This window comes from Polaribacter sp. (genome assembly GCF_024639685.1).
Taxonomy (GTDB): domain Bacteria; phylum Bacteroidota; class Bacteroidia; order Flavobacteriales; family Flavobacteriaceae; genus Polaribacter.
Map to the genome: position 1 here is coordinate 111709 of NZ_JAHEHX010000019.1, position 19701 is coordinate 131409.

General features: G+C 30.4%; 17 protein-coding genes and 1 pseudogene. 10 read left to right on the plus strand and 8 right to left on the minus strand.

Annotated features, from left to right (window positions below; genetic code table 11):
• The first annotated feature begins 49 nt into the window (after positions 1–49).
• Both Q0L44_RS06445 and Q0L44_RS06450 read left to right on the plus strand, forming a co-directional pair.
• Entirely contained in the window at positions 50–2632 is a 2583-nt protein-coding gene (locus Q0L44_RS06445; RefSeq protein WP_296636830.1) for a sulfatase-like hydrolase/transferase, read from the plus strand.
• Entirely contained in the window at positions 2629–3096 is a 468-nt protein-coding gene (locus tag Q0L44_RS06450; protein ID WP_296636832.1) for a DUF6702 family protein, read from the plus strand. Before Q0L44_RS06445 ends, Q0L44_RS06450 begins: the two co-directional genes overlap by 4 nt.
• Positions 3097–3108: 12 nt before the next feature.
• Here the strand turns inward: Q0L44_RS06450 and rlmD are convergent, their stop codons facing one another.
• Positions 3109–4560, minus strand: coding sequence for a 23S rRNA (uracil(1939)-C(5))-methyltransferase RlmD (gene rlmD / locus Q0L44_RS06455; RefSeq protein ID WP_296636834.1), 1452 nt, complete (start codon positions 4558–4560; stop codon positions 3109–3111).
• Between the two features lie 171 nt (positions 4561–4731).
• Here rlmD and rocD point away from each other — a divergent pair, with 171 nt between their 5' ends.
• Positions 4732–6012: an ornithine--oxo-acid transaminase gene (gene rocD / locus Q0L44_RS06460; protein ID WP_296636837.1), complete on the plus strand. Its 1281-nt coding sequence runs from the start codon at positions 4732–4734 to the stop codon at positions 6010–6012.
• Positions 6013–6123: 111 nt separating this feature from the next.
• Here the strand turns inward: rocD and Q0L44_RS06465 are convergent, their stop codons facing one another.
• The 3 genes and pseudogenes from Q0L44_RS06465 to Q0L44_RS06475 all read right to left on the minus strand — a co-directional run bounded on the left by Q0L44_RS06465 (position 6124) and on the right by Q0L44_RS06475 (position 7062).
• Positions 6124–6438 (minus strand): CCC motif membrane protein, encoded by a 315-nt coding sequence (locus tag Q0L44_RS06465; protein WP_296636839.1) that lies wholly within the window; start codon positions 6436–6438, stop codon positions 6124–6126.
• Positions 6439–6448: 10 nt separating this feature from the next.
• Positions 6449–6736 carry a DUF2752 domain-containing protein gene (locus Q0L44_RS06470; RefSeq protein WP_296636841.1) on the minus strand — a complete coding sequence of 96 codons (288 nt, stop codon included), beginning with the start codon at positions 6734–6736 and terminating at the stop codon, positions 6449–6451.
• 3 nt (positions 6737–6739) lie between these two features.
• Positions 6740–7062: pseudogene (locus Q0L44_RS06475) on the minus strand (YbaB/EbfC family nucleoid-associated protein).
• Positions 7063–7199: 137 nt separating this feature from the next.
• Here Q0L44_RS06475 and Q0L44_RS06480 point away from each other — a divergent pair.
• From Q0L44_RS06480 to Q0L44_RS06490, 3 genes are all read left to right on the plus strand, one after another.
• Positions 7200–9299: a S9 family peptidase gene (locus Q0L44_RS06480; protein WP_296636844.1), complete on the plus strand. Its 2100-nt coding sequence runs from the start codon at positions 7200–7202 to the stop codon at positions 9297–9299.
• A gap of 65 nt (positions 9300–9364) precedes the next feature.
• Positions 9365–10363 carry a pyridoxal-phosphate dependent enzyme gene (locus Q0L44_RS06485; protein WP_296636847.1) on the plus strand — a complete coding sequence of 333 codons (999 nt, stop codon included), beginning with the start codon at positions 9365–9367 and terminating at the stop codon, positions 10361–10363.
• Between the two features lie 84 nt (positions 10364–10447).
• The gene (locus Q0L44_RS06490; protein WP_296636849.1) at positions 10448–11695 is read left to right on the plus strand and encodes an aminotransferase class I/II-fold pyridoxal phosphate-dependent enzyme; all 1248 of its coding nucleotides are present in this window, start codon (positions 10448–10450) and stop codon (positions 11693–11695) included.
• A gap of 73 nt (positions 11696–11768) precedes the next feature.
• Here Q0L44_RS06490 and Q0L44_RS06495 read toward each other — a convergent pair whose 3' ends face one another.
• The 4 genes from Q0L44_RS06495 to Q0L44_RS06510 all read right to left on the minus strand — a co-directional run bounded on the left by Q0L44_RS06495 (position 11769) and on the right by Q0L44_RS06510 (position 15301).
• Complete coding sequence (locus tag Q0L44_RS06495) at positions 11769–11969, minus strand: hypothetical protein (protein WP_296636854.1); 201 nt, start codon at positions 11967–11969, stop codon at positions 11769–11771.
• A gap of 177 nt (positions 11970–12146) precedes the next feature.
• The gene (locus Q0L44_RS06500) at positions 12147–12311 is read right to left on the minus strand and encodes a serine hydrolase (protein ID WP_296636858.1); all 165 of its coding nucleotides are present in this window, start codon (positions 12309–12311) and stop codon (positions 12147–12149) included.
• 7 nt (positions 12312–12318) lie between these two features.
• Positions 12319–12513, minus strand: a complete 195-nt coding sequence (locus tag Q0L44_RS06505) for a hypothetical protein (protein WP_296636860.1) — start codon at positions 12511–12513, stop codon at positions 12319–12321.
• A gap of 106 nt (positions 12514–12619) precedes the next feature.
• Complete coding sequence (locus Q0L44_RS06510) at positions 12620–15301, minus strand: putative LPS assembly protein LptD (protein ID WP_296636863.1); 2682 nt, start codon at positions 15299–15301, stop codon at positions 12620–12622.
• Positions 15302–15407: 106 nt separating this feature from the next.
• Between Q0L44_RS06510 and Q0L44_RS06515 the strand changes: the two genes are divergently transcribed.
• The 4 genes from Q0L44_RS06515 to Q0L44_RS06530 all read left to right on the plus strand — a co-directional run bounded on the left by Q0L44_RS06515 (position 15408) and on the right by Q0L44_RS06530 (position 19698).
• Entirely contained in the window at positions 15408–16478 is a 1071-nt protein-coding gene (locus tag Q0L44_RS06515; RefSeq protein ID WP_296636865.1) for an N-acetylmuramoyl-L-alanine amidase, read from the plus strand.
• A 69-nt stretch (positions 16479–16547) separates the two neighbouring features.
• Positions 16548–17516 carry an MlaD family protein gene (locus Q0L44_RS06520; RefSeq protein WP_296636866.1) on the plus strand — a complete coding sequence of 323 codons (969 nt, stop codon included), beginning with the start codon at positions 16548–16550 and terminating at the stop codon, positions 17514–17516.
• Positions 17517–17539: 23 nt separating this feature from the next.
• On the plus strand, positions 17540–18856 hold the full coding sequence (locus Q0L44_RS06525; protein WP_296636869.1) for a (Fe-S)-binding protein: 1317 nt from the start codon (positions 17540–17542) through the stop codon (positions 18854–18856).
• 62 nt (positions 18857–18918) lie between these two features.
• Positions 18919–19698: a (Fe-S)-binding protein gene (locus Q0L44_RS06530; protein WP_296636870.1), complete on the plus strand. Its 780-nt coding sequence runs from the start codon at positions 18919–18921 to the stop codon at positions 19696–19698.
• Positions 19699–19701: the final 3 nt, after the last annotated feature.

Consider the following 19701-nt stretch of genomic DNA (forward strand, 5'->3'; position numbering starts at 1 on the left):
TCATTTTAAAGATTTTAAATTATATCTTACAACTACTTAAACCATTAATATGAGAACATTAAAAACATTTCTATTGCTGTTTTTTATCACAACAACATTGTTTAGTCAACAACAATCACCAAATATATTATTAATTATCGCAGACGATTTAGGTATCGATTCTACTCCAGGATTTGGAATTAATGGAGATTTACCAGTCACACCAACTTTAGATTCTTTTAGAGAAAAAGGTGTAACGTTTACAAATACTTGGGCAACTCCACAATGTTCGCCAACTCGTGCAGCAATTATGAGTGGTAAATTCGGAATTAAAACAGGAGTTATGAGGCCTCCTTTAATTTTAGACACAAGTCACACTTCTTTATTTACTAAAATAAAAGAACAGAGCACAACAGATTATAGTATGGGGGTTATTGGTAAATGGCATATAGGAGGAAATAGTAACAGTAATTTTAGTCACCCAAAAGACTCTGGAATTCCTTATTATGAAGGTGTTTTTACAGCTCAAGTAGATGATTATTATAGTTGGACAAAATTAAATAATGAAGGAAATGAAGAACAAGTAAATGAATACATTACAACTCATTTAACTGATAAAGCAATTTCTTGGGTAGACAATCAAACAAAACCTTGGTTTTTGTGGTTGTCTCATATTGCACCACACACACCTTTTCAGACACCACCTTCAGGAACTTATACAACTACACCTACTAATGATAGAACAACTTATTTATCAATGGTAGAAAATTTAGATTTTGAAATCAATAGGTTGATAGAAAGTATGGACGAAGAAACATTAGAAAACACTGTTATTATTTTTATTGGTGATAATGGAACTCCAGGAAGAACAAATACCTATTGGCCAAATGGACATGCAAAATCTTCTTTATATGAAGGTGGAATTCGAGTTCCAATGATTATTACTGGAAAATCTGTTGAAAGGGTAAATGAAGTAGAAGCAGGTTTAACACAAGCTACAGATTTACACGCAACAATTCTGGAATTAGCAGGGATACAATTAAATGGAGGAACAGAGAATAGTTTAAGTTTGAAACCTGCCTTAAAATTTGAAAACCAAACATCAAGACAGATAAATTATACTGATTATGAAAGCAATAACACAGAATCTTGGGCTACTAGAAATGCTACTTATAAGTTAATTGAAGATGAAAATGGTAATGAAGAGTTTTATAATATAGTAGATGATATTAAAGAGGAAACCAATTTAATTGGAATATTAACCACAGAACAAGAAACCATAAAAGAAATGTTAAAGCAAGAAGCTCAAGTAATTAGAACTGATTGGTCTTGTAATGATGGCATTAAAAATGGAACTGAAACGACCTTAGACGATTGTAATGATGATTGTGGAGTTACTGATGTATTAAGTTATGATAATATTGCTTGTACAGATTCCCCTACAAATCCCAGTGTTTATTACGAATTTCTTGAAGGAAATCAAAGAGTAGTATATTCTAACAATTATCCTAATCATAATTTTTCTTATGTTTCTCCTAGAATTCCAGAACAATACTATAGAACTTATAAATTCGATTTAAATCCTACATTGTCAGGAACTACAACAAGCTTAATTAGAACAAATGGAAGACCAGTAAACTTTTTTGGAATTAGTTTAAATGGAGTATATATGATGCCAGCTCCAGCTACACCATTTATTTTTGAAGACCTTAATACTGGGCAATACAATTGGGATTGGGTATTTGAACCGACTACAAATATTGGTGATGGAAGAGATTTTGTTGCTTTAGATTGTGCTTCTGCACACGTTAATCCTAATTCTGGTTATCATTATCATGGAAATATGTTTGGATATGTGGAAGTGCTAAAACCAGGTATTTCTACTTTAGAAACTCCACCTGTAGAATTATTACAAGTAGGTTGGGCTTCTGATGGATTTCCTATTTTGTATCGTTTTGGTCCTGATAAAGAAGGGAATATCAAAGAAATGTTTCCAAGTTTTCAATTGAAAAGTGGTTTAAGACCTGGAGATGGAATTAGTGCTCCTTGTGGACCTTATTCAGGAAAATACACAAATGATTTTGGATATGTAGCAGGTAAAGGAGATTTAGATGAATGTAATGGAATTGAAGCTTCAGTTACCTTAACTACTGCACAAGGTGAAGAAACTTTTGAATATTATTATGTTGTAACACAAGATTTTCCTCAGATATCAAGATGTATGAAAGGGAATTTTAATGATAGTTTTATTAGTAGTGCAGGCCCTTTGAATGATGTTGATGCAGACTCAGATGGTTTTGTTAGTGCTTATGATTGTGATGATAATAACCCAAATATAAATCCTTTTGCTACAGATGATCCTTCAACTACTTTCGATGAAAGCTGTGGTTCAACTTTAGGTGTTCATAAATTTAATTTAGAAGAATTAGGGTTTTATGTAAATTCAAATCCTAATGATGGTAATTTTTCTGTAATATCTACCCATTTAGAAAAGTATCAAGCTGGATTATTTTCTATCACTGGTAAATTAATTAGTAAAAAATCGGGTACTGGAGTTTTAGATTTTAATACTAATAAAAGTGCAGGAATATACATTTTAAGAATTGTGGAAAATGGCCAGTTATTAGGAACAACTAAAATTATAGTAAAATGAGAATTTTAATAATCACATTTTTTGCTTTTTTAAATATAAATAATAATTTACATGATTCTGTTTCAGCAACTTTTAATATTATTGAAAGAGGACATGTGTTAATGCTTGAAATTGATTTTGATACCTTTAATTTTCTAAAGTTGGATGCTGCTAAAAGCATTAAAGTTACTAAAGAAGATTTAAGCAATTACCTAAATAAAACAACGAGTTGGGAAATTGATGGAGAAAAATTAATACCACAGGTATTAAAAATAGAATCTAAAGAACATCATACAAAAGTGATTTGTTTATTAGCTAATTCTAATTCTAATTCTAATAAAAATATAAAATCTATTAAAATCAAAAATGAATTTTTATTGAACGTAACTGAGCATTCTAATATTATAGAATTAGATGTTAATGATACCTTTAAAGATTATAATTTGAATAAAAATAGAAGAGAAATTAAGGTAGATTATAATTAAATTTTATTCATTTTATTTTTCAAACAAAACCACGGTTTCAATATGACTTGTATGTGGAAATTGATCAACCAAACTAATTTTTTTGATTTGATAACCAGCCTCTCTTAATAACTCTGTATCTCTGGCTTGTGTTGCTGGGTTGCAAGACACATAAACCATTCTGTCTGCATTTAGGTTAATAATTTTTTGCAATGTTTTTGGCATAATACCAGCTCTTGCAGGATCTAAAATAATAGTTTTAATTTTATCTTGATATTCAGGGTGCTGAGCTAAAAACTTACCAACATCAGTTGCATAAAATTTAAGACCTTCAATAGTATTTCTTTTGGCATTTTTTTCTGCATCTTCGATAGCTGATGCAACAATATCTACACCTACAATTTTTGCATTATTACTTTTTGATGCTACAATTTGCCCAATAGTTCCTGTACCACAGAATAAATCCATTACTACAGTATTGTCTACTTTAGATTTATCTTCTAAAACGTAATCTACTACTTTTGAGTATAACTTTTCTGCGGATTTTGGATTGGTTTGAAAAAAGCTTTTCATGCTAATTTCGAAGTTTAATCCAAGTAATTCTTCTACAATTTTATCTTTTCCATATACTAAATCTATACTTCCAGAGGTTGCAATGGTTCTATCGCCAACCTCATCATTTATAGTGTGTAGTAAACCAGCAACTCTATCACCAAAAAGCTCAACTAAAAAACTAGCGAATTTATTTAAACCGAACTTTGGTAAATCATAAGAAGTAGTTACTAAATTGAATAATAACTCATTTGTTTTAAACGATTTTCTTACTACAAAATACCTGAAAAATCCTTCTTTTCTTGGCCCATGCCAAGGATTTAAACCTGTGTCTAAACAATATTTTCTGATGTTTTTTAGATTGTCTTCAAATTCCTTATCAAATAAACCAGAATCTTTTTCTAGATTATCACCCATCCACCAAACTCCACGTCTTTTAAATCCTAAAGTAAATTCGTCTTTATCTCTTTTAGCTACTCTATCATAACCAATAGCAGAAAAACCATATTCCATTTTATTTCTGTAATGAAATACATTTGGAGAGGTTATAAATTCATCAAATAAATCTTCTATATTTTTTACTTTGCCAATTCTTTTAAAGAGAGATAAAGTGCTTTCTTTTTTATATTGATGCTGTAATTCTATAGGCAACTGAATATAAGGAGCTCCAGGAATGTCTTGAAAAGGTACTTCTATTTCATTTTCTGAAGGAGTTATCACATCTATTAATTTTGCCTCAGCATATTTTTTACTTGACTTTTTTATCTGCACTTTTACCAATTGCCCTGGTAAAGTGTTTGGCACAAAAACAACAAAACTTCCTTCATCAGAATGAATTCTTGCAATTCCTTTTCCTCCAAAAGCATAATCTTCAATTTTAAGTTCTAAAACCTGATTTCTCTTGACAAATTTATTTCGTTCTCTTCTTGGCATTCTAAAATATTTGAATTGCAAAATTAGGAAAATTGAACACTATTTAGATTAATTTCTTATTTTTGTTTTTCTTCGAGGATGATTTCTTTCCCACGCTGAATTTCTGATTACTTTCAGAAGGATAAAGGTAGAACAGGAATGTTTTTAGTATAAACATTTAAATAAATTAAAATGGCTGTTTTAGACAAGTTAACATCGCAACAAGCGATTGAATTAGAGAACAAATATGGTGCTCATAATTATCATCCACTACCTGTAGTTTTAAGTAGAGGAGAAGGAGTGCATGTTTGGGATGTAGAAGGTAAAAAGTATTACGATTTTCTTTCTGCTTATTCTGCAGTAAATCAAGGTCATTGTCATCCTAAAATTGTAGATGCAATGACGAATCAAGCAAAAACATTAAGCTTAACATCAAGAGCTTTTTATAATGATATGTTAGGTAAGTACGAGAAATTTGCCTCAGAGTATTTTGGTTTTGATAAGTTATTGCCTATGAATACTGGAGCAGAAGCTGTAGAAACTGCTCTGAAAATTGCAAGAAAATGGGCTTATGAAGTCAAAGGAATTGATGAAAACAAAGCCGAAATTATTGTTTGCGAAAATAATTTTCATGGTAGAACAACAACTATTATTTCTTTTTCTAATGATCCAGTAGCAAGAAAAAACTTTGGTCCTTACACAAAAGGATTTCTAAAAATAGAGTATGATAATCTTCAGGAATTGCAAAAAGCACTTGAAAGCAGTAATAATATAGCAGCTTTTTTAGTTGAGCCTATTCAAGGTGAAGCAGGGGTTTATGTGCCTTCTGAAGGATATTTAGCTGCAGCAAAAAAAATGTGTGAAGAGCATAACGTATTGTTCATTGCAGATGAAGTACAAACAGGTATAGCAAGAACTGGTCGTTTATTGGCAACTTGTGGTAATTGTTCTTGTGAAGATAAAAATTGTTCTGGATCACCAGAGGTGAAACCAAATATTTTAATCCTTGGAAAAGCTTTAAGTGGAGGAGCTTATCCTGTTTCTGCTGTTTTAGCCAATGAGGTAGTTATGAATGTAATAAGACCTGGAAATCATGGTTCTACATTTGGTGGTAACCCTATTGCAGCTGCAGTTGCAATGGCTGCTTTAGAAGTAGTTGCAGATGAAAAATTGGCGATTAATGCAGACAGATTAGGTAAAATCTTTAGAGATGAATTAACTGAATTTTGTAAAACAAATGATTTAGTAAAATCAGTTAGAGGTAAAGGTTTGTTAAATGCTATTTTAATTAATGATACAGAAGAAAGCGATACTGCTTGGGATATCTGTATTAAATTAAGAGACAATGGTCTATTAGCAAAACCTACTCATGGTAACATTATTCGTTTTGCACCACCCTTGGTTATGAATGAAGAGCAACTAAGAGAGTGTATAGCTATAATAACAACTACAATTTCTGATTTTAGTAAATAGAAGTAAGATAGATAAAATATAAAACCATGATTTAAATTGTTAAATCATGGTTTTTTTTATTTTTATTAGAATCTAAAATCAAAATTGATGAAAGATTGAAGATTACTTATTTTATTGGTATTGTTGCATTTTTTCTTCAAACTCTAACATAAAGGTATCCCAATCTAAAGTAGCTAAGCCATAAATACTATACAAGAAGTACAACCCATTAATACTTAGTGCTATTAATGAAAAAGTTTTAGCATTTTTCATAGCTTTAATATCTTCTATTTCATATTCTTCAGGTTGTTGTTCTGCTTCTTTTAATTTTTTATTTGCTATTAAAAAAGAAGGTATTGCTAGTAATATTCCTAAACCTAAACAAATACAGCATACTAAACTTATAGAAGATAAGACGTAAATTAAGGTTGTGTTTAGTTTTTTCATGTAATTTTTTTTAAATACTTATTTTAATTAGATAGTTGACAATGATTATTGATAAGTTTATGTACGCTAATCTACCAATAAATTTATTAGCATTTTTCACCTTTTTAAAAATATTAAAAATTGCAAAGATTATTAGTAAAATGAGTGTAAAAATTGCAGGATACATTTTAAATGCGTCAAAAAAATGACCATTTATTAAAAGCAGAAAAGAACGTTGCAAACCACAGCCAAGACACTCTATATCTAAGAATGTTTTACTAAAGAAAGGCAACATGTAACTTTCTAAATCCTCGAACATAATTTATTTAAACATATCCATTCCTGGAATATTAGGCATACCACTTTTAGCAGCTACAGTCATTTCGTTTTCATTTATTTTAGAAGCCTTTTCAATGGCTTTATTTAAAGTAATAACTAAGTAGTCTTCCAGCTTCTATGCATCGTTTAATAAAGAATCATCTATAGCAATAGATTTTATAGTTCTGTTTGCAGTTAGTATTACTTTTATTTTATCATCAGCAGAATTTTCATCGACCAAAACTGTATCTAATCTCTTTTTGTTTCTTCTACCTTTTGTTGAGTTTCTTTTAATTTGCCCATCATTCCTGTAATATCTCCAAACATTTTTTTCGATTTATTTATTTTATAACAAATCTAATAAATCAAATACATTTATCTTCATTATTACTTAAAATGAAAAGAAAATTTCTAGAAGGCTTACAATTAAGTCTTATTTTTGTTCACGCCAAAAATTATTACAAATGAAGAGTACAGATGCCAAACTTCCAATTGCAGAAAAGAAACCAACAAAATTAGAGAAACATGGAGATGTTAGAGTAGATAATTATTTTTGGATGCGTTTATCAGATGAGCAAAAATTAGCTGAAATTAAAGATGAGCAAACTGAAAAAGTCACCAATTATTTAGAAGACGAAAACGACTATTATAAAGAAGTTACAGCATATACTGAAGATTTTCAAGAAGATTTGTTTCAAGAAATGAAAGGTAGAATTAAAGAAGATGATTCTTCTGTGCCTTATAAAAACAATGGCTATTTCTATAATACCAGATATGAGGTTGGTAAACAATATCCTATCTATAGCAGAAAAAAAGGGAATTTAGAAGCAAAAGAAGAAATTTTGTTTGATGTAAACGAAATGGCTAAAGGTTTTGAATATTTTCAATTAGGAGGTTTAAATGTCTCTCCAAATAATAAATTGGCTGTTTTTGCCACAGATACTGTGAGTAGAAGACAATACTTTCTAAGAATTAAAAATTTAGAAACTGGTGAAATCTATGACGATATTATAGAAAATACTACTGGTGGTTCAATCTGGGCAAATGATAATAAAACCATTTTCTATACTAAGAAAAACCCAACGACTTTAAGAAGCGAAAAAATTTTTAGACATGTTTTAGGAACACCGACTTCTGAAGATGTAGAAATTTATTATGAACAAGATGATACTTTTGGAACCTATGTAACCAAATCAAAATCTAAAAAATATATCATTATAAGTTCTTTTGCAACAATGACAACTGAATCTAGGTATTTAGATGCAGATAATCCTACAGGAGAATTTACAGTTTTACAACCAAGATTAAAAAACTTAGAGTATAATGTTTCTCATTATAAAGATCATTTCTATTTTTTAACAAATAAAGATGGTGCTACTAATTTTAAGTTAATGAAAACGTCTGTTTCTAAAACAACTGTAGAAAATTGGGTAGATGTAATTCCACATAGAAAAGACACTCTTTTAGAAGATTTTTCTATTTATAGTGATTATTTGGTTTTAGAAGAAAGAACAAATGGTCTTAATAGAATACGCATAAAACGTTGGGATGATGCAGTAGATTACTACTTACCTTTTGATGAAGAAACCTATTCAGCCGGAGTTTATGGTAGTCCTGAGTTTGATACTGAAGTAATAAGATATTCATACAACTCATTTACAACCCCAAGTTCTGTTATCGATTTTAATATGGCTACCAAAGCCAAAGAAATTAAAAAACAACAAGAAGTTTTAGGAGGTAAGTTTCATCAAGAGAATTATAAAAGCGAACGTGTTTGGGCAAAAGCAAGAGATGGTAAAAAAGTGGCTATTTCTTTGGTTTATCATAAAGACACTGTGTTAGATGAAAATACACCATTATTACAATATGCTTATGGTTCTTATGGGTACACAATTCCTGATAGTTTTTCTACAACTCGTTTAAGTTTATTAGACAGAGGTTTTGTTTATGCTTTAGCGCATATTAGAGGAAGTGAATATTTAGGACGAGATTGGTATGAAGATGGAAAAATGTTGCACAAAAAAAATACATTTTATGATTTTATAGATTGTTCTCAATTTTTGATTGATAATAAATATACATCAGCCCAACATCTATATGCAATGGGTGGTTCTGCAGGTGGTTTATTAATGGGTGCAATTGTAAACATGAAACCAGAAATTTATAACGGAATTATAGCTGCTGTGCCTTTTGTAGACGTAGTTTCTACGATGTTAGATGATAGTATACCACTTACAACAGGTGAGTATGATGAATGGGGAAACCCTAATAATAAAGAGTTTTACAAGTATATAAAATCGTATTCTCCTTATGATAATGTTGAAGCTAAAGAATATCCACACATGCTTGTAACTACAGGTTTTCATGACTCTCAAGTACAATATTGGGAGCCTGCAAAATGGGTTGCTAAATTAAGAGAATTAAAAACAGACACTAACTTATTGTTTTTAGATACAAATATGGAAACAGGTCATGGAGGAGCATCTGGACGTTTTGAAGCATTAAAAGAAACTGCAAAAGATTATACTTTTATTTTAGCACTAGAAAATAAGTTAGATAATTAAAAGTACATGCATTTTTTATAATTCAAATAGGAAATGTACTTTTGCACTCGATTGAAATGACAACAATGACAAGAAATCAGGGCATAAAAGATTCTATATTAGATTTAGTAGGGCAAACACCACTTGTAAAATTACAAAGAGTTACTAAGCATTTAAAAGGATCGTACTTCGCAAAATTAGAAGCTTTTAATCCGGGTTTATCTCAAAAGGATAGAATTGCACTGCACATTGTAGAAAATGCAGAGAAAAAAGGTATTTTAACAAAAGGAGCGACAATCGTAGAAACTACTTCTGGTAATACTGGTTATAGTTTAGCTATGATTGGTTTGGTTAAAGGTTATAAATGTATTTTAGCAGTATCAGATAAATCATCGCAAGACAAAATTGATTTACTAAAAACAATGGGAGCAGAGGTACATGTTTGTCCAGCTAATGTTCCTGCAAGTGACCCAAGATCTTATTATGAGGTTGCAAAAAGAATTCATTTAGAAACTCCAAATTCTGTTTACATCAATCAATATTTTAATGAGTTAAATAGTGAGGCACACTATAAAACCACTGGGCCAGAAATTTGGAAACAAACAGAAGGTAAAATAACACATTTAATTGTTGCTAGTGGAACAGGAGGTACTATTTCTGGAACAGGAAAATATTTAAAAGAACAAAATCCTAATGTTAAAATTTTAGGTGTAGACGCTATAGGTTCTGTATTAAAAAAATATCATGAAACTGGTGAGTTAGATTTAAATGAGGTTTCACCCTATAAAATTGAAGGCTTAGGTAAAAATCTAATACCTACTGCCACCAATTTTGATGTTATAGATATTTACGAAAAAGTGTCAGATAAAGAATCTGCTTTTGCTGCTAGAGATATTGTAGAGCAAGAAGGTATTTTCTGTGGATATACTTGTGGTGCAGTTTTACAAGCTACAAAACAATACAATGCACAAAATTATTTTACAGATGACAGCTTTGTAGTACTTATTTTTCCTGATCATGGTTCTAGATACATGAATAAGATTTATAACACAGAATGGATGAAAACTCAGGGTTTTATCGATTAATTTATTAATTCTAGTACTACTTTTTATCCATTGCTTTAACTCTATTTTTTTGCTAACTTTGCAATTGCGAAAAAATAGTAGAAAATGACGACAGATTTATTTGATAGAATTAAAAAAGATAAAGGTCCTTTAGGCAAATGGGCAGATCAAGCAGAAGGGTATTATGTTTTTCCTAAGTTAGAAGGCCCTATTTCTAACAGAATGTCTTTTAATGGTAAGAAAGTAGTTACTTGGAGTATAAATGATTATTTAGGTTTAGCTAATCATCCAGAGGTACTAAAAGTTGATGGTGAAGCTGCTACAGAACACGGAATGGCTTACCCTATGGGTGCACGAATGATGTCTGGTCATACACCTTTACACGAACAACTAGAAGAAGAATGTGCTGCTTTTGTAGAAAAAGAAAAAGCATATTTGTTGAACTTTGGTTATCAAGGTATCATGTCTGCAATAGATGCATTGGTTTCTAAAAATGATGTTATTGTTTACGATATAGATACACACGCTTGTATTATTGATGGTGTTCGTTTACACGCAGGAAAACGTTTTGTATATCGTCATAATGATATGGAAAGTTTTGAGAAAAATATTAAGCGTGCTGCAAAGATGACAGAAAAAACAGGTGGAGGAATCTTAGTAATTTCTGAAGGTGTTTTTGGAATGCGTGGAGAGCAAGGGCGTTTAAAAGAAATAGTTGCTTTTAAAAAAGAATATAACTTTAGATTATTGGTAGATGATGCTCATGGTTTTGGAACACTTGGAGAAGGTGGTAAAGGAACTGGTTTTGAGCAAGGAGTTCAAGAAGATATAGATGTTTATTTTGCAACTTTTGCAAAATCGATGGCAGGTATTGGAGCTTTTTTAGCAGGAGATAAAGATGTAATTCAGTTTTTACAATACAATTTACGTTCTCAAACGTTTGCTAAATCCCTTCCAATGGCAATGGTTAAAGGGGCCTTAAAACGTTTAGATATGATGCGTACTATGCCAGAGTTAAAAGAGAAATTATGGCAAAACACAAACGCTTTACAATCTGGTTTAAGAGACGCAGGTTTTGACCTTGGAACAACACAAACTTGTATTACACCAGTTTTCTTAAAAGGTGAGATTCCAGAAGCAATGTCTATGGTTAATGATCTGCGTGAAAACCATGGAATATTTTGTTCTATAGTGGTATACCCTGTTATTCCAAAAGGATTAATAATTTTAAGATTAATACCAACAGCTACACATACACAAGAAGATATTGATGAAACCATTACCGCTTTCTCTGCAATTAGAGAAAATTTAGAAAATGGTACTTACAAGAAAATTGCAGCTCTTATAACTTAAATTAAAAGTACATAAAAAAAGCCGAGCTTAACATGCTCGGCTTTTTTTATTACACCTTTTTATATCGGAGACATTATTTCTTTTCTCTTTTAGAATAACTAGCTTCATTAAATACAATGGTGTTTCCTCTAGATAGCACAAGATTAAAAGAAGGAGTTTTATTTGATTTAGTTTTATTAACATAGATTGTAAAGGTGTAACCTAGGTCAGAAAATATAAAGTGTTTATCTCCTAATTTTCCATTATAAAATTCCTCTCCATTAAATAGAATCAAGTTTGGTTTACTGTTTTTAGAAGCACTTTTTATCCAAGATGCATACCGATATTCATTGTTATCTAATTTATCTATTCTAATTCTATAATTTTCAGTTTCGAATGACAGTATGGGTGATTTTAACTACTTTAGGGAAGGATGGAGGTTAAGCTTTTGTTTATCAATAATATTTATTTTTTAGTGTTTTTTCTTTTTTAGTATTGTAATTTCTTCATATGGAAAATCAGTAATTAAATCTTTTACTTTTTGTTCGAGTTTTAATTTACCATTTTCAGTTAGTATAAGAATTGCAGTTGCTGTGAATTGTTTTGAGATTGAAGCTATGTAAAATTGAGTGTTCAAATCAATTTTAGTTTTTTTCAAAGTCGGCAAATCCATATGATTTTGAGAACAGAATATTTTCATCGTCTCCAACAAGTACAATTCCATTAAATACCCCTTGATTAGTTATTTGGGTAAGTAAAGTGTCAATTTTTTTGAATTCAGTTTGACTATAAATAATCTTACTTGCAAGTAAAAGTATTAAGATTAAATAGGTTTTCATAGTTTGGTTTTAATTATGCACAACTAGTTATATATAAAAGCATGTGTCTTCATTTAAAATCTGCGGGATAATGCTACCTTTTTATTTTCATTATCCGTAACAATTATTAAAACAACCTTCTGTCTGGTGGTTTGTTTTTATCCCATTTTAAATCTGCAAGTGTAGAAGATTTTACACCTATAAAAAAAGTATACGAAGAGTTAGATCCAAAAGGAACCCAGTTAAAGTTAAATTGCCAACTATCTAGGTCTCTAGTAAAATTAAATCGCGAAAATGAAAATGCGCCATTTTTTACATCATAACCAGAAGAATATCCTACCTTCCATTTAGGAGATAGTTCTAAATTCCCACTAAAACCAAGTGTATGAACACCAATTTCTCCGGGGATTAGACCATTGTTTCTATAGGTAGCAGAATACACTAAATTTAATGTCCAAGGTATTTTTGAATTATAAAGTTTGGTTTCTTTAGTTTCGGTATTATTATTATTATTATTAGGTTTTCCAAATTTATTTGTAGGATCTATAACAGCACCCATAGTATCTGGTGGATTGTTAGCTCCGTTTCCACTATTGTTATTTGTATCATCTGTACTATCTTTCTCAAAATCTTTACTAGAAATTGAATAATTTGCAGTTAAATTTGCGTTAGATAGCCTAAATATATTTGGATTAAATTTATTAATTCTAGCTCCGTTTTCATTTACTTGATAAGGATCTAAACTTCCATTAAAATTTACAGCTAATTTGTCTTTAAAAAGACGTGTACCTGCACTAAAAGAAACATTAGACCATCGTAAACTGTCTGCAGCTATGTTGTAAGAAGAGTTAAAATTAAGATTGTTTAAAATCATTATTTTCTCGTTTTTTTCATCACTTTCTGGATCTTTAGGCGCAACTTTAGCTTCTAAAACATTGTTTAAAGAGATGCCTATAGCGTTACTTAATCCACCTGATGGTGCTCCGTAAATACCATTATCAAATAGTGTATAATCAATAACATCTAGGGGGTTTGCACTTTGTTGTACTTGTGCTAAATAATTGTCTCTAAAGTCGGGTCTATACGTATAAGATATAGTAGGTCTAAAGGTATGCCTTATTGCTTTTAGCCTTCCTTTTTTAAAGGAAAAGTCTCCATAAATATTGGTTGATAAACTTACTCCCAAATTATATTCTCTATATGACTTAAATCCTCTGAGAGTATCTGTAACTACCCTGTTATTCGCTTGATCGTATGTTTTATTAATATAATCGAATTGCCAAGTTTCTTCGTAATTAGCACTTGGCGATAGTGTAAAATATCTAAATGCTTTAATATTTGTGTTTGTACTTGTTCTATGTTGCATTCCAGATCTTGCAGTTTCAAACATCTTACTTGTAAAAAAAGCATCGTCTGTTGTATTAATTAAATACTGACCTTGCATGTTATAGTTAAAACCTAATTTTTGTATTGGGTTCTTTTTTACACCATTCTTACCTGCAAAAGGATAAATCCTATTCATATTTAAGGTTAAAGAAGGCAGTGTCATAGTAATACTTTGTGTGTTTGTATTCTGCTGGTGTGATGCAGTTACTGCCATGTTAAAGGGTGTGCCTACAAAAGTTTTACTGTAATTTATAGAAGAGTTAAAGGTGTTGTTTTGTGTTTGTGCAACATTAAACTGATTTAAAGATTCTCTAAAAAAACGGCTACTTCCTAAATTTACAGAGGCTGTAAATCTTGAGTTTGGACTCGCTTTCTGATCCTGATTATGAGACCATCTAATATTAAAGTTGTTGGCTTTAGAATAATCATCAAACCCTCGAATACCATTAATGTTATTTTCAAAATTAAAGCTGAATGTTCCATTAAATTTATACCTCTTATTGTAGTTAGAAGATACTCTAACTCCCCAACTTCCATTAGAATAAGCATCTCCAAGTAGCGTTAAATCTACATAATCGTTAACAGCAAAGTAGTATCCACCGTTTTGAAAACCAATACCCCTTTGGCTACTCCCAGTATCAAAAGCAGGAATTAGAAAACCAGAAACACTTTTTTCAGTCATTGGGAAATACGCAAAAGGTATAAATAATGGGGTAGGTATGTCTGCTAAAACCAGATTACTTGTTCCTACAATAATTTTTTTGCCAGGTACAATTTTAGCTTTATTAGTCGTAATATAATAATCAGGATTTTCTTTTTCTGAGGTTGTGAAACGAATTTTACGAACATAAATGGTGGAGTCGTTTACACGTTTTGTTTTTTCTCCATAAGTTAACATTTCTCCTTGTTGAGACTTTAATCCGTAAATAATAGCACGTTTACTTTTAAAGTTATAGATCAAAGAGTCTTGTTCAGATTCTTGATTCCCCTGTTTAAAAAAAGGTTTTTGTATGTACCCTGTACTGTCTTTAATACCTTTTGCAAAAAGAGTGTTTTTTTTATAATCAATAACAACAATACCAGCTTTTAAATCAATATCGGTATAAGTAATGTTAGCTTCATTATATAAAGTTACAGTTTTGTTTTTAGCATCTTGTATGGTGTAATCTTTTGCTACATGTGTAATAAGATCTTCTATTGTTTCTTTTGGTTTAATAGAATCTATACTTGTACTATCTTTCTTTTTTAATAGCTTATTTTCTTTTTTACTACTAAAAAGGGTATCTGTTTTTTTTAATGTTAAGCTGTCATTTTTTATTGCAGGAATAGTAATTTTATTTTTCTTAGGTAGGTCTTGTGAAAAACTTAACTTTATAAAAAAGAAGCAGCAAAATAAAAGAAGGTATGATAGATTTGATTGCAATGCTATAAATACTATTTTTGTATGTAAGTAAAAGTATGGCTCAATATTTGAATCACAAAATTAAAGATGCCAAAATTAGTTAAATTTATTGATGAATTTTCTACAAATGTTTAAATTTATTACCACGATAAAAAACCTTTTAACTATTGGTTTTCTAATTCTTGTTTTATTTCCAATACATGCACAAAAAAATCACACGATAGTATTAGATGCAGGACATGGTGGAAAAGACTCAGGAAATAGAGGAAATGGTTATTATGAAAAGCATATTGCGCTTAAAGTGACATTGGCAGTTGGAAGAATATTAGAAAAAGAAAAAGATATTAAAATTATATATACCCGTAAAACCGATATATATCCAGAGCTATGGAAAAGGGGAGAAATAGCCAATAATGCAAAAGCAGATCTTTTTGTTTCCATTCATTGCGATTCATATTTACCAAGGCCAGAGGCACATGGTGCAGGGACATTTGTTTTAGGATTAAGAGGTAATAAAAAAAACCTAGAATTTGCAAAAAGAGAAAATGCGGTTGTGCTTTTAGAAGAAAATTATGAACAGCGTTATAAAGGCTTTAATACAAATTCTGTAGAATCGGTTTTAGGATTATCTCTACTACAAGAAGAAAATTTAGATAAGAGTCTAGAAATTGCCAGTCTAATTCAGGGTAATTTCACCAAACAACTAAATCGTTTAGATCGTAAAGTAAAACAAGATAATTTTCAGGTTTTAAGAGAAACAGTAATGCCAAGTGTTTTAGTAGAGCTAGGTTTTTTAACAAATAAAAGAGAAGGTAAGTATTTAAACTCAAAAAAAGGGCAACTTCAAATGGCTAACGCTATTGCTGATGCTCTGAAGAAATATGTAACAAATTTAAAAATTAATACTGTAAAAAATTCTGCTATTGCAGTTACTCCTCTTAAAGAAGTTTCTACAGTTATTGAATATAAAGTACAAATTGCTTCTAGTAAAACAAAATTGGCTACAAAATCATACAATTTTAAAGGATTAAAAAATGTACAAAGGATTAAAGTAGGAAGGTATTATAAATATTATTATGGAATAACCAACTCATTAAAATCAACAAAAAAATATCTTGAAAAAGCAAAAAAGAAAGGATACACTTCTGCATTCTTAGTTGCATTTAAAAATGGAGAAAAAGTATCTGTCAAAAAGTAAATAAAATGCCTTAAATTTGCACTATAGCAGTAAGAAATAATAGGTAATATTGTTATAAAATTTCTATGTATGTCTAAAGAATTAAAAACAGGTTTTGTTTTATTAGTTGTTGTAATTTCCTTTATTTGGGGTTTTAACTTTTTAAAAGGTCATGATTTACTGAACGGTAAGGCTAGAGAATTTAAAGTTCAGTATTCTAAAATAGGAGGGCTTAACAAAGCGAGTTTTGTTACTTTAAACGGACTTAAAGTTGGTCAGGTTAAAAAAATTGAATTCAATACTACAAAAGAGAAAAGAGGAGAGTTAATTGTAACGTTTGCAGTTGAAAATGATTTTGAGTTTTCTAAAAATAGCGTTGTAAAAATATATTCTCCAAATCCGCTTTCTCCGTCTAATTTAGCAATAATCCCTGATTATGATAGTGATATTGCAGTTTCTGGAGATACGCTTAAAGGAGAAATGGAAGAGAGTTTATTTACTTCTATTGGAGAAAGGCTAGATCCGTTACAATCTAAAATAGAGAGAGTAATTGTTGATGCTGATACATTATTTAGTAATTTAAATAAAATTTTAAATGAGAAAACTATTAAAGATATTAATAGCTCTGTAGCTAACTTATCAGTAACCATTAAAGAGTTAAGAAAAACAGTTACTTCTGTAAATTCTTTGGTGTCAGACAATCAAGATAATCTGAAACTTACGTTAGAAAATACTAAAAATATAACAGCAAATTTAAATTCACTCTCAGAAAGCTTGTCTTCTATAGATTTTAAAAATATTATAGCAAAAGCGGAAAATGCAGTAGATAATTTTAATGAGTTGTCTAAAAAAGTAAATTCTTCAGATGGTTCTATTGGGAAATTAATAAACGATGACCAATTGTACAATAATGTTGAAGCAGCCACAAAGGAGTTAGAGCAATTGTTAAGGGATTTAAAAACAAACCCTAAAAGATATGTTCACTTTTCTTTATTTGGAAAAAAAGGAAAAGAATACAAACCAACAGCCCCAGATAGTTTGTTATTTATAAAAGAATAAAACACTAATTTAATTTTTACAGAATGCAATATTTACCGAATATACTTTTTATTATAACCCTAATTGCAGGTATCGGTTTTTTTGTGATGAACATCAGAAAAATCTCAAGAAACATTAAATTAGGAAAAGATATAGATCGTTTTGATAACAAATCAGAAAGATGGAGAAACATGGCAATGATTGCTTTAGGGCAGTCTAAAATGGTAAAAAGACCACTTTCAGGATTTTTACACGTTATTGTTTACGTCGGTTTTGTAATCATAAACATAGAGGTTCTCGAAATCGTTATAGATGGTGTTTTTGGAACACATAGAATTTTTCAGGGTATTATTGGTGATAGCTTTTACGCTTTTCTAATTGGTACTTTCGAAATTTTAGCAGCATTAGTATTTGCAGCTGTTATTATTTTTTGGACAAGAAGAAATGTTGCTAACATCAAAAGATTCTTAAGCAAAGAAATGCAAGGTTGGCCTAAAAGAGATGGTAATTATATTTTGTATTTCGAAATGGTTTTAATGACCTTATTTATAGTTATGAATGCAACTGACTCACCTTTTCAAGAAGCAGGTATTGGTAACCCAATTAGTCAGTTTGTAGCATCTCTATTTGATGGATTTTCATCAGGTACTGTCCATTTTATTGAAAGAACTTCTTGGTGGATTCACATCTTGGGCATTTTAGTTTTCTTAAACTACTTATATTATTCAAAGCATTTACACATCTTACTTGCTTTTCCTAATACCTACTTTGCTAACTTAAAACCTAAAGGTCAGTTCAATAATTTAGAGGCTATTACTAATGAAGTAAAATTAATGATGGATCCAGATGCAGATCCTTATGCTATGCCAGAAGAAGGTATAGAAGAAGCAGTGCCAGAGAAGTTTGGTGCTTCTGATGTGGCAGACTTAAGCTGGGTTCAATTATTAAATGCCTACACTTGTACAGAATGTGGTAGATGTACTTCTGCTTGCCCTGCCAATTTAACGGGTAAAAAATTATCTCCTCGAAAAATTATGATGGATACCAGAGACCGATTGGAAGAGGTTGGTAGAAATATAGATGAAAATAAAGGCGAGTTTAAAGATGATGGGAAACAATTATTAAACGATTACATTTCTCCAGAAGAACTTTGGGCTTGTACTAGTTGCAATGCATGTGTAGAAGAATGTCCTGTTAATATAGATCCACTATCTATTATTATGGATATGAGAAGGTATTTAGTGATGGAACAAAGTGCTGCACCACAAGAATTGAATATGATGATGACCAATGTTGAAAATAATGGAGCTCCTTGGCAATACAATCAACAAGACAGATTAAACTGGGCTAAAGAAGAATAAAAAATATATAATTTTAAGTTTTTAATAAACCATTGAAAATTTAACACTTAAAAAATAAGAATATGAATGTACCAACAATGGCAGAAATGATGGCTCAAGGCAAACAACCAGAAGTGTTGTTTTGGGTTGGTGCTGCAGGAAGTTATGATGATAGAGCTAAGAAAATTAGTAGAGCATTCGTAAAAATTTTACATCAGGCAAATGTAGATTTTGCTGTTTTAGGAACAGAAGAAACATCTACAGGAGATGCAGCCAAAAGAGCAGGAAATGAATTTTTGTTTCAAATGCAAGCTATGATGAATATCGAGGTTTTAAACGGTTATGAAATTAAGAAAATTGTAACCTGTGATCCTCATTCTTTTAATACCATAAAAAATGAATATCCTTCATTAGGAGGAAAATATGAAGTTTATCATCATACACAATTCATTCAAGATTTAATTAAACAAGGTCGTTTAAAAATTGAAGATGCTACTTTAAAGGGTAAGAGAGTTACTTTTCATGACCCATGTTATTTAGGAAGAGCAAATGAAGTTTACGAATCTCCTCGTGATTTAATTAGAAGGCTAGGTGTTAACTTAACAGAAATGAAACGTCATAAATCTACAGCTTTATGCTGTGGAGCTGGAGGAGCCCAAATGTTTAAAGATGCAGAACCTGGAGACAAAGAAGTAAATGTTTTAAGAACAGAAGATGCTCTAGAAACCAATCCTAATATTATTGCAACTGGTTGCCCTTATTGTATTACTATGATGACAGATGGTATTAAATTTAAAGAAAAAGAGGCAGAAGTTGTGGTTAAAGATGTTGTTGAGTTAATTGCAGAAGCTAACAATTTATAAATT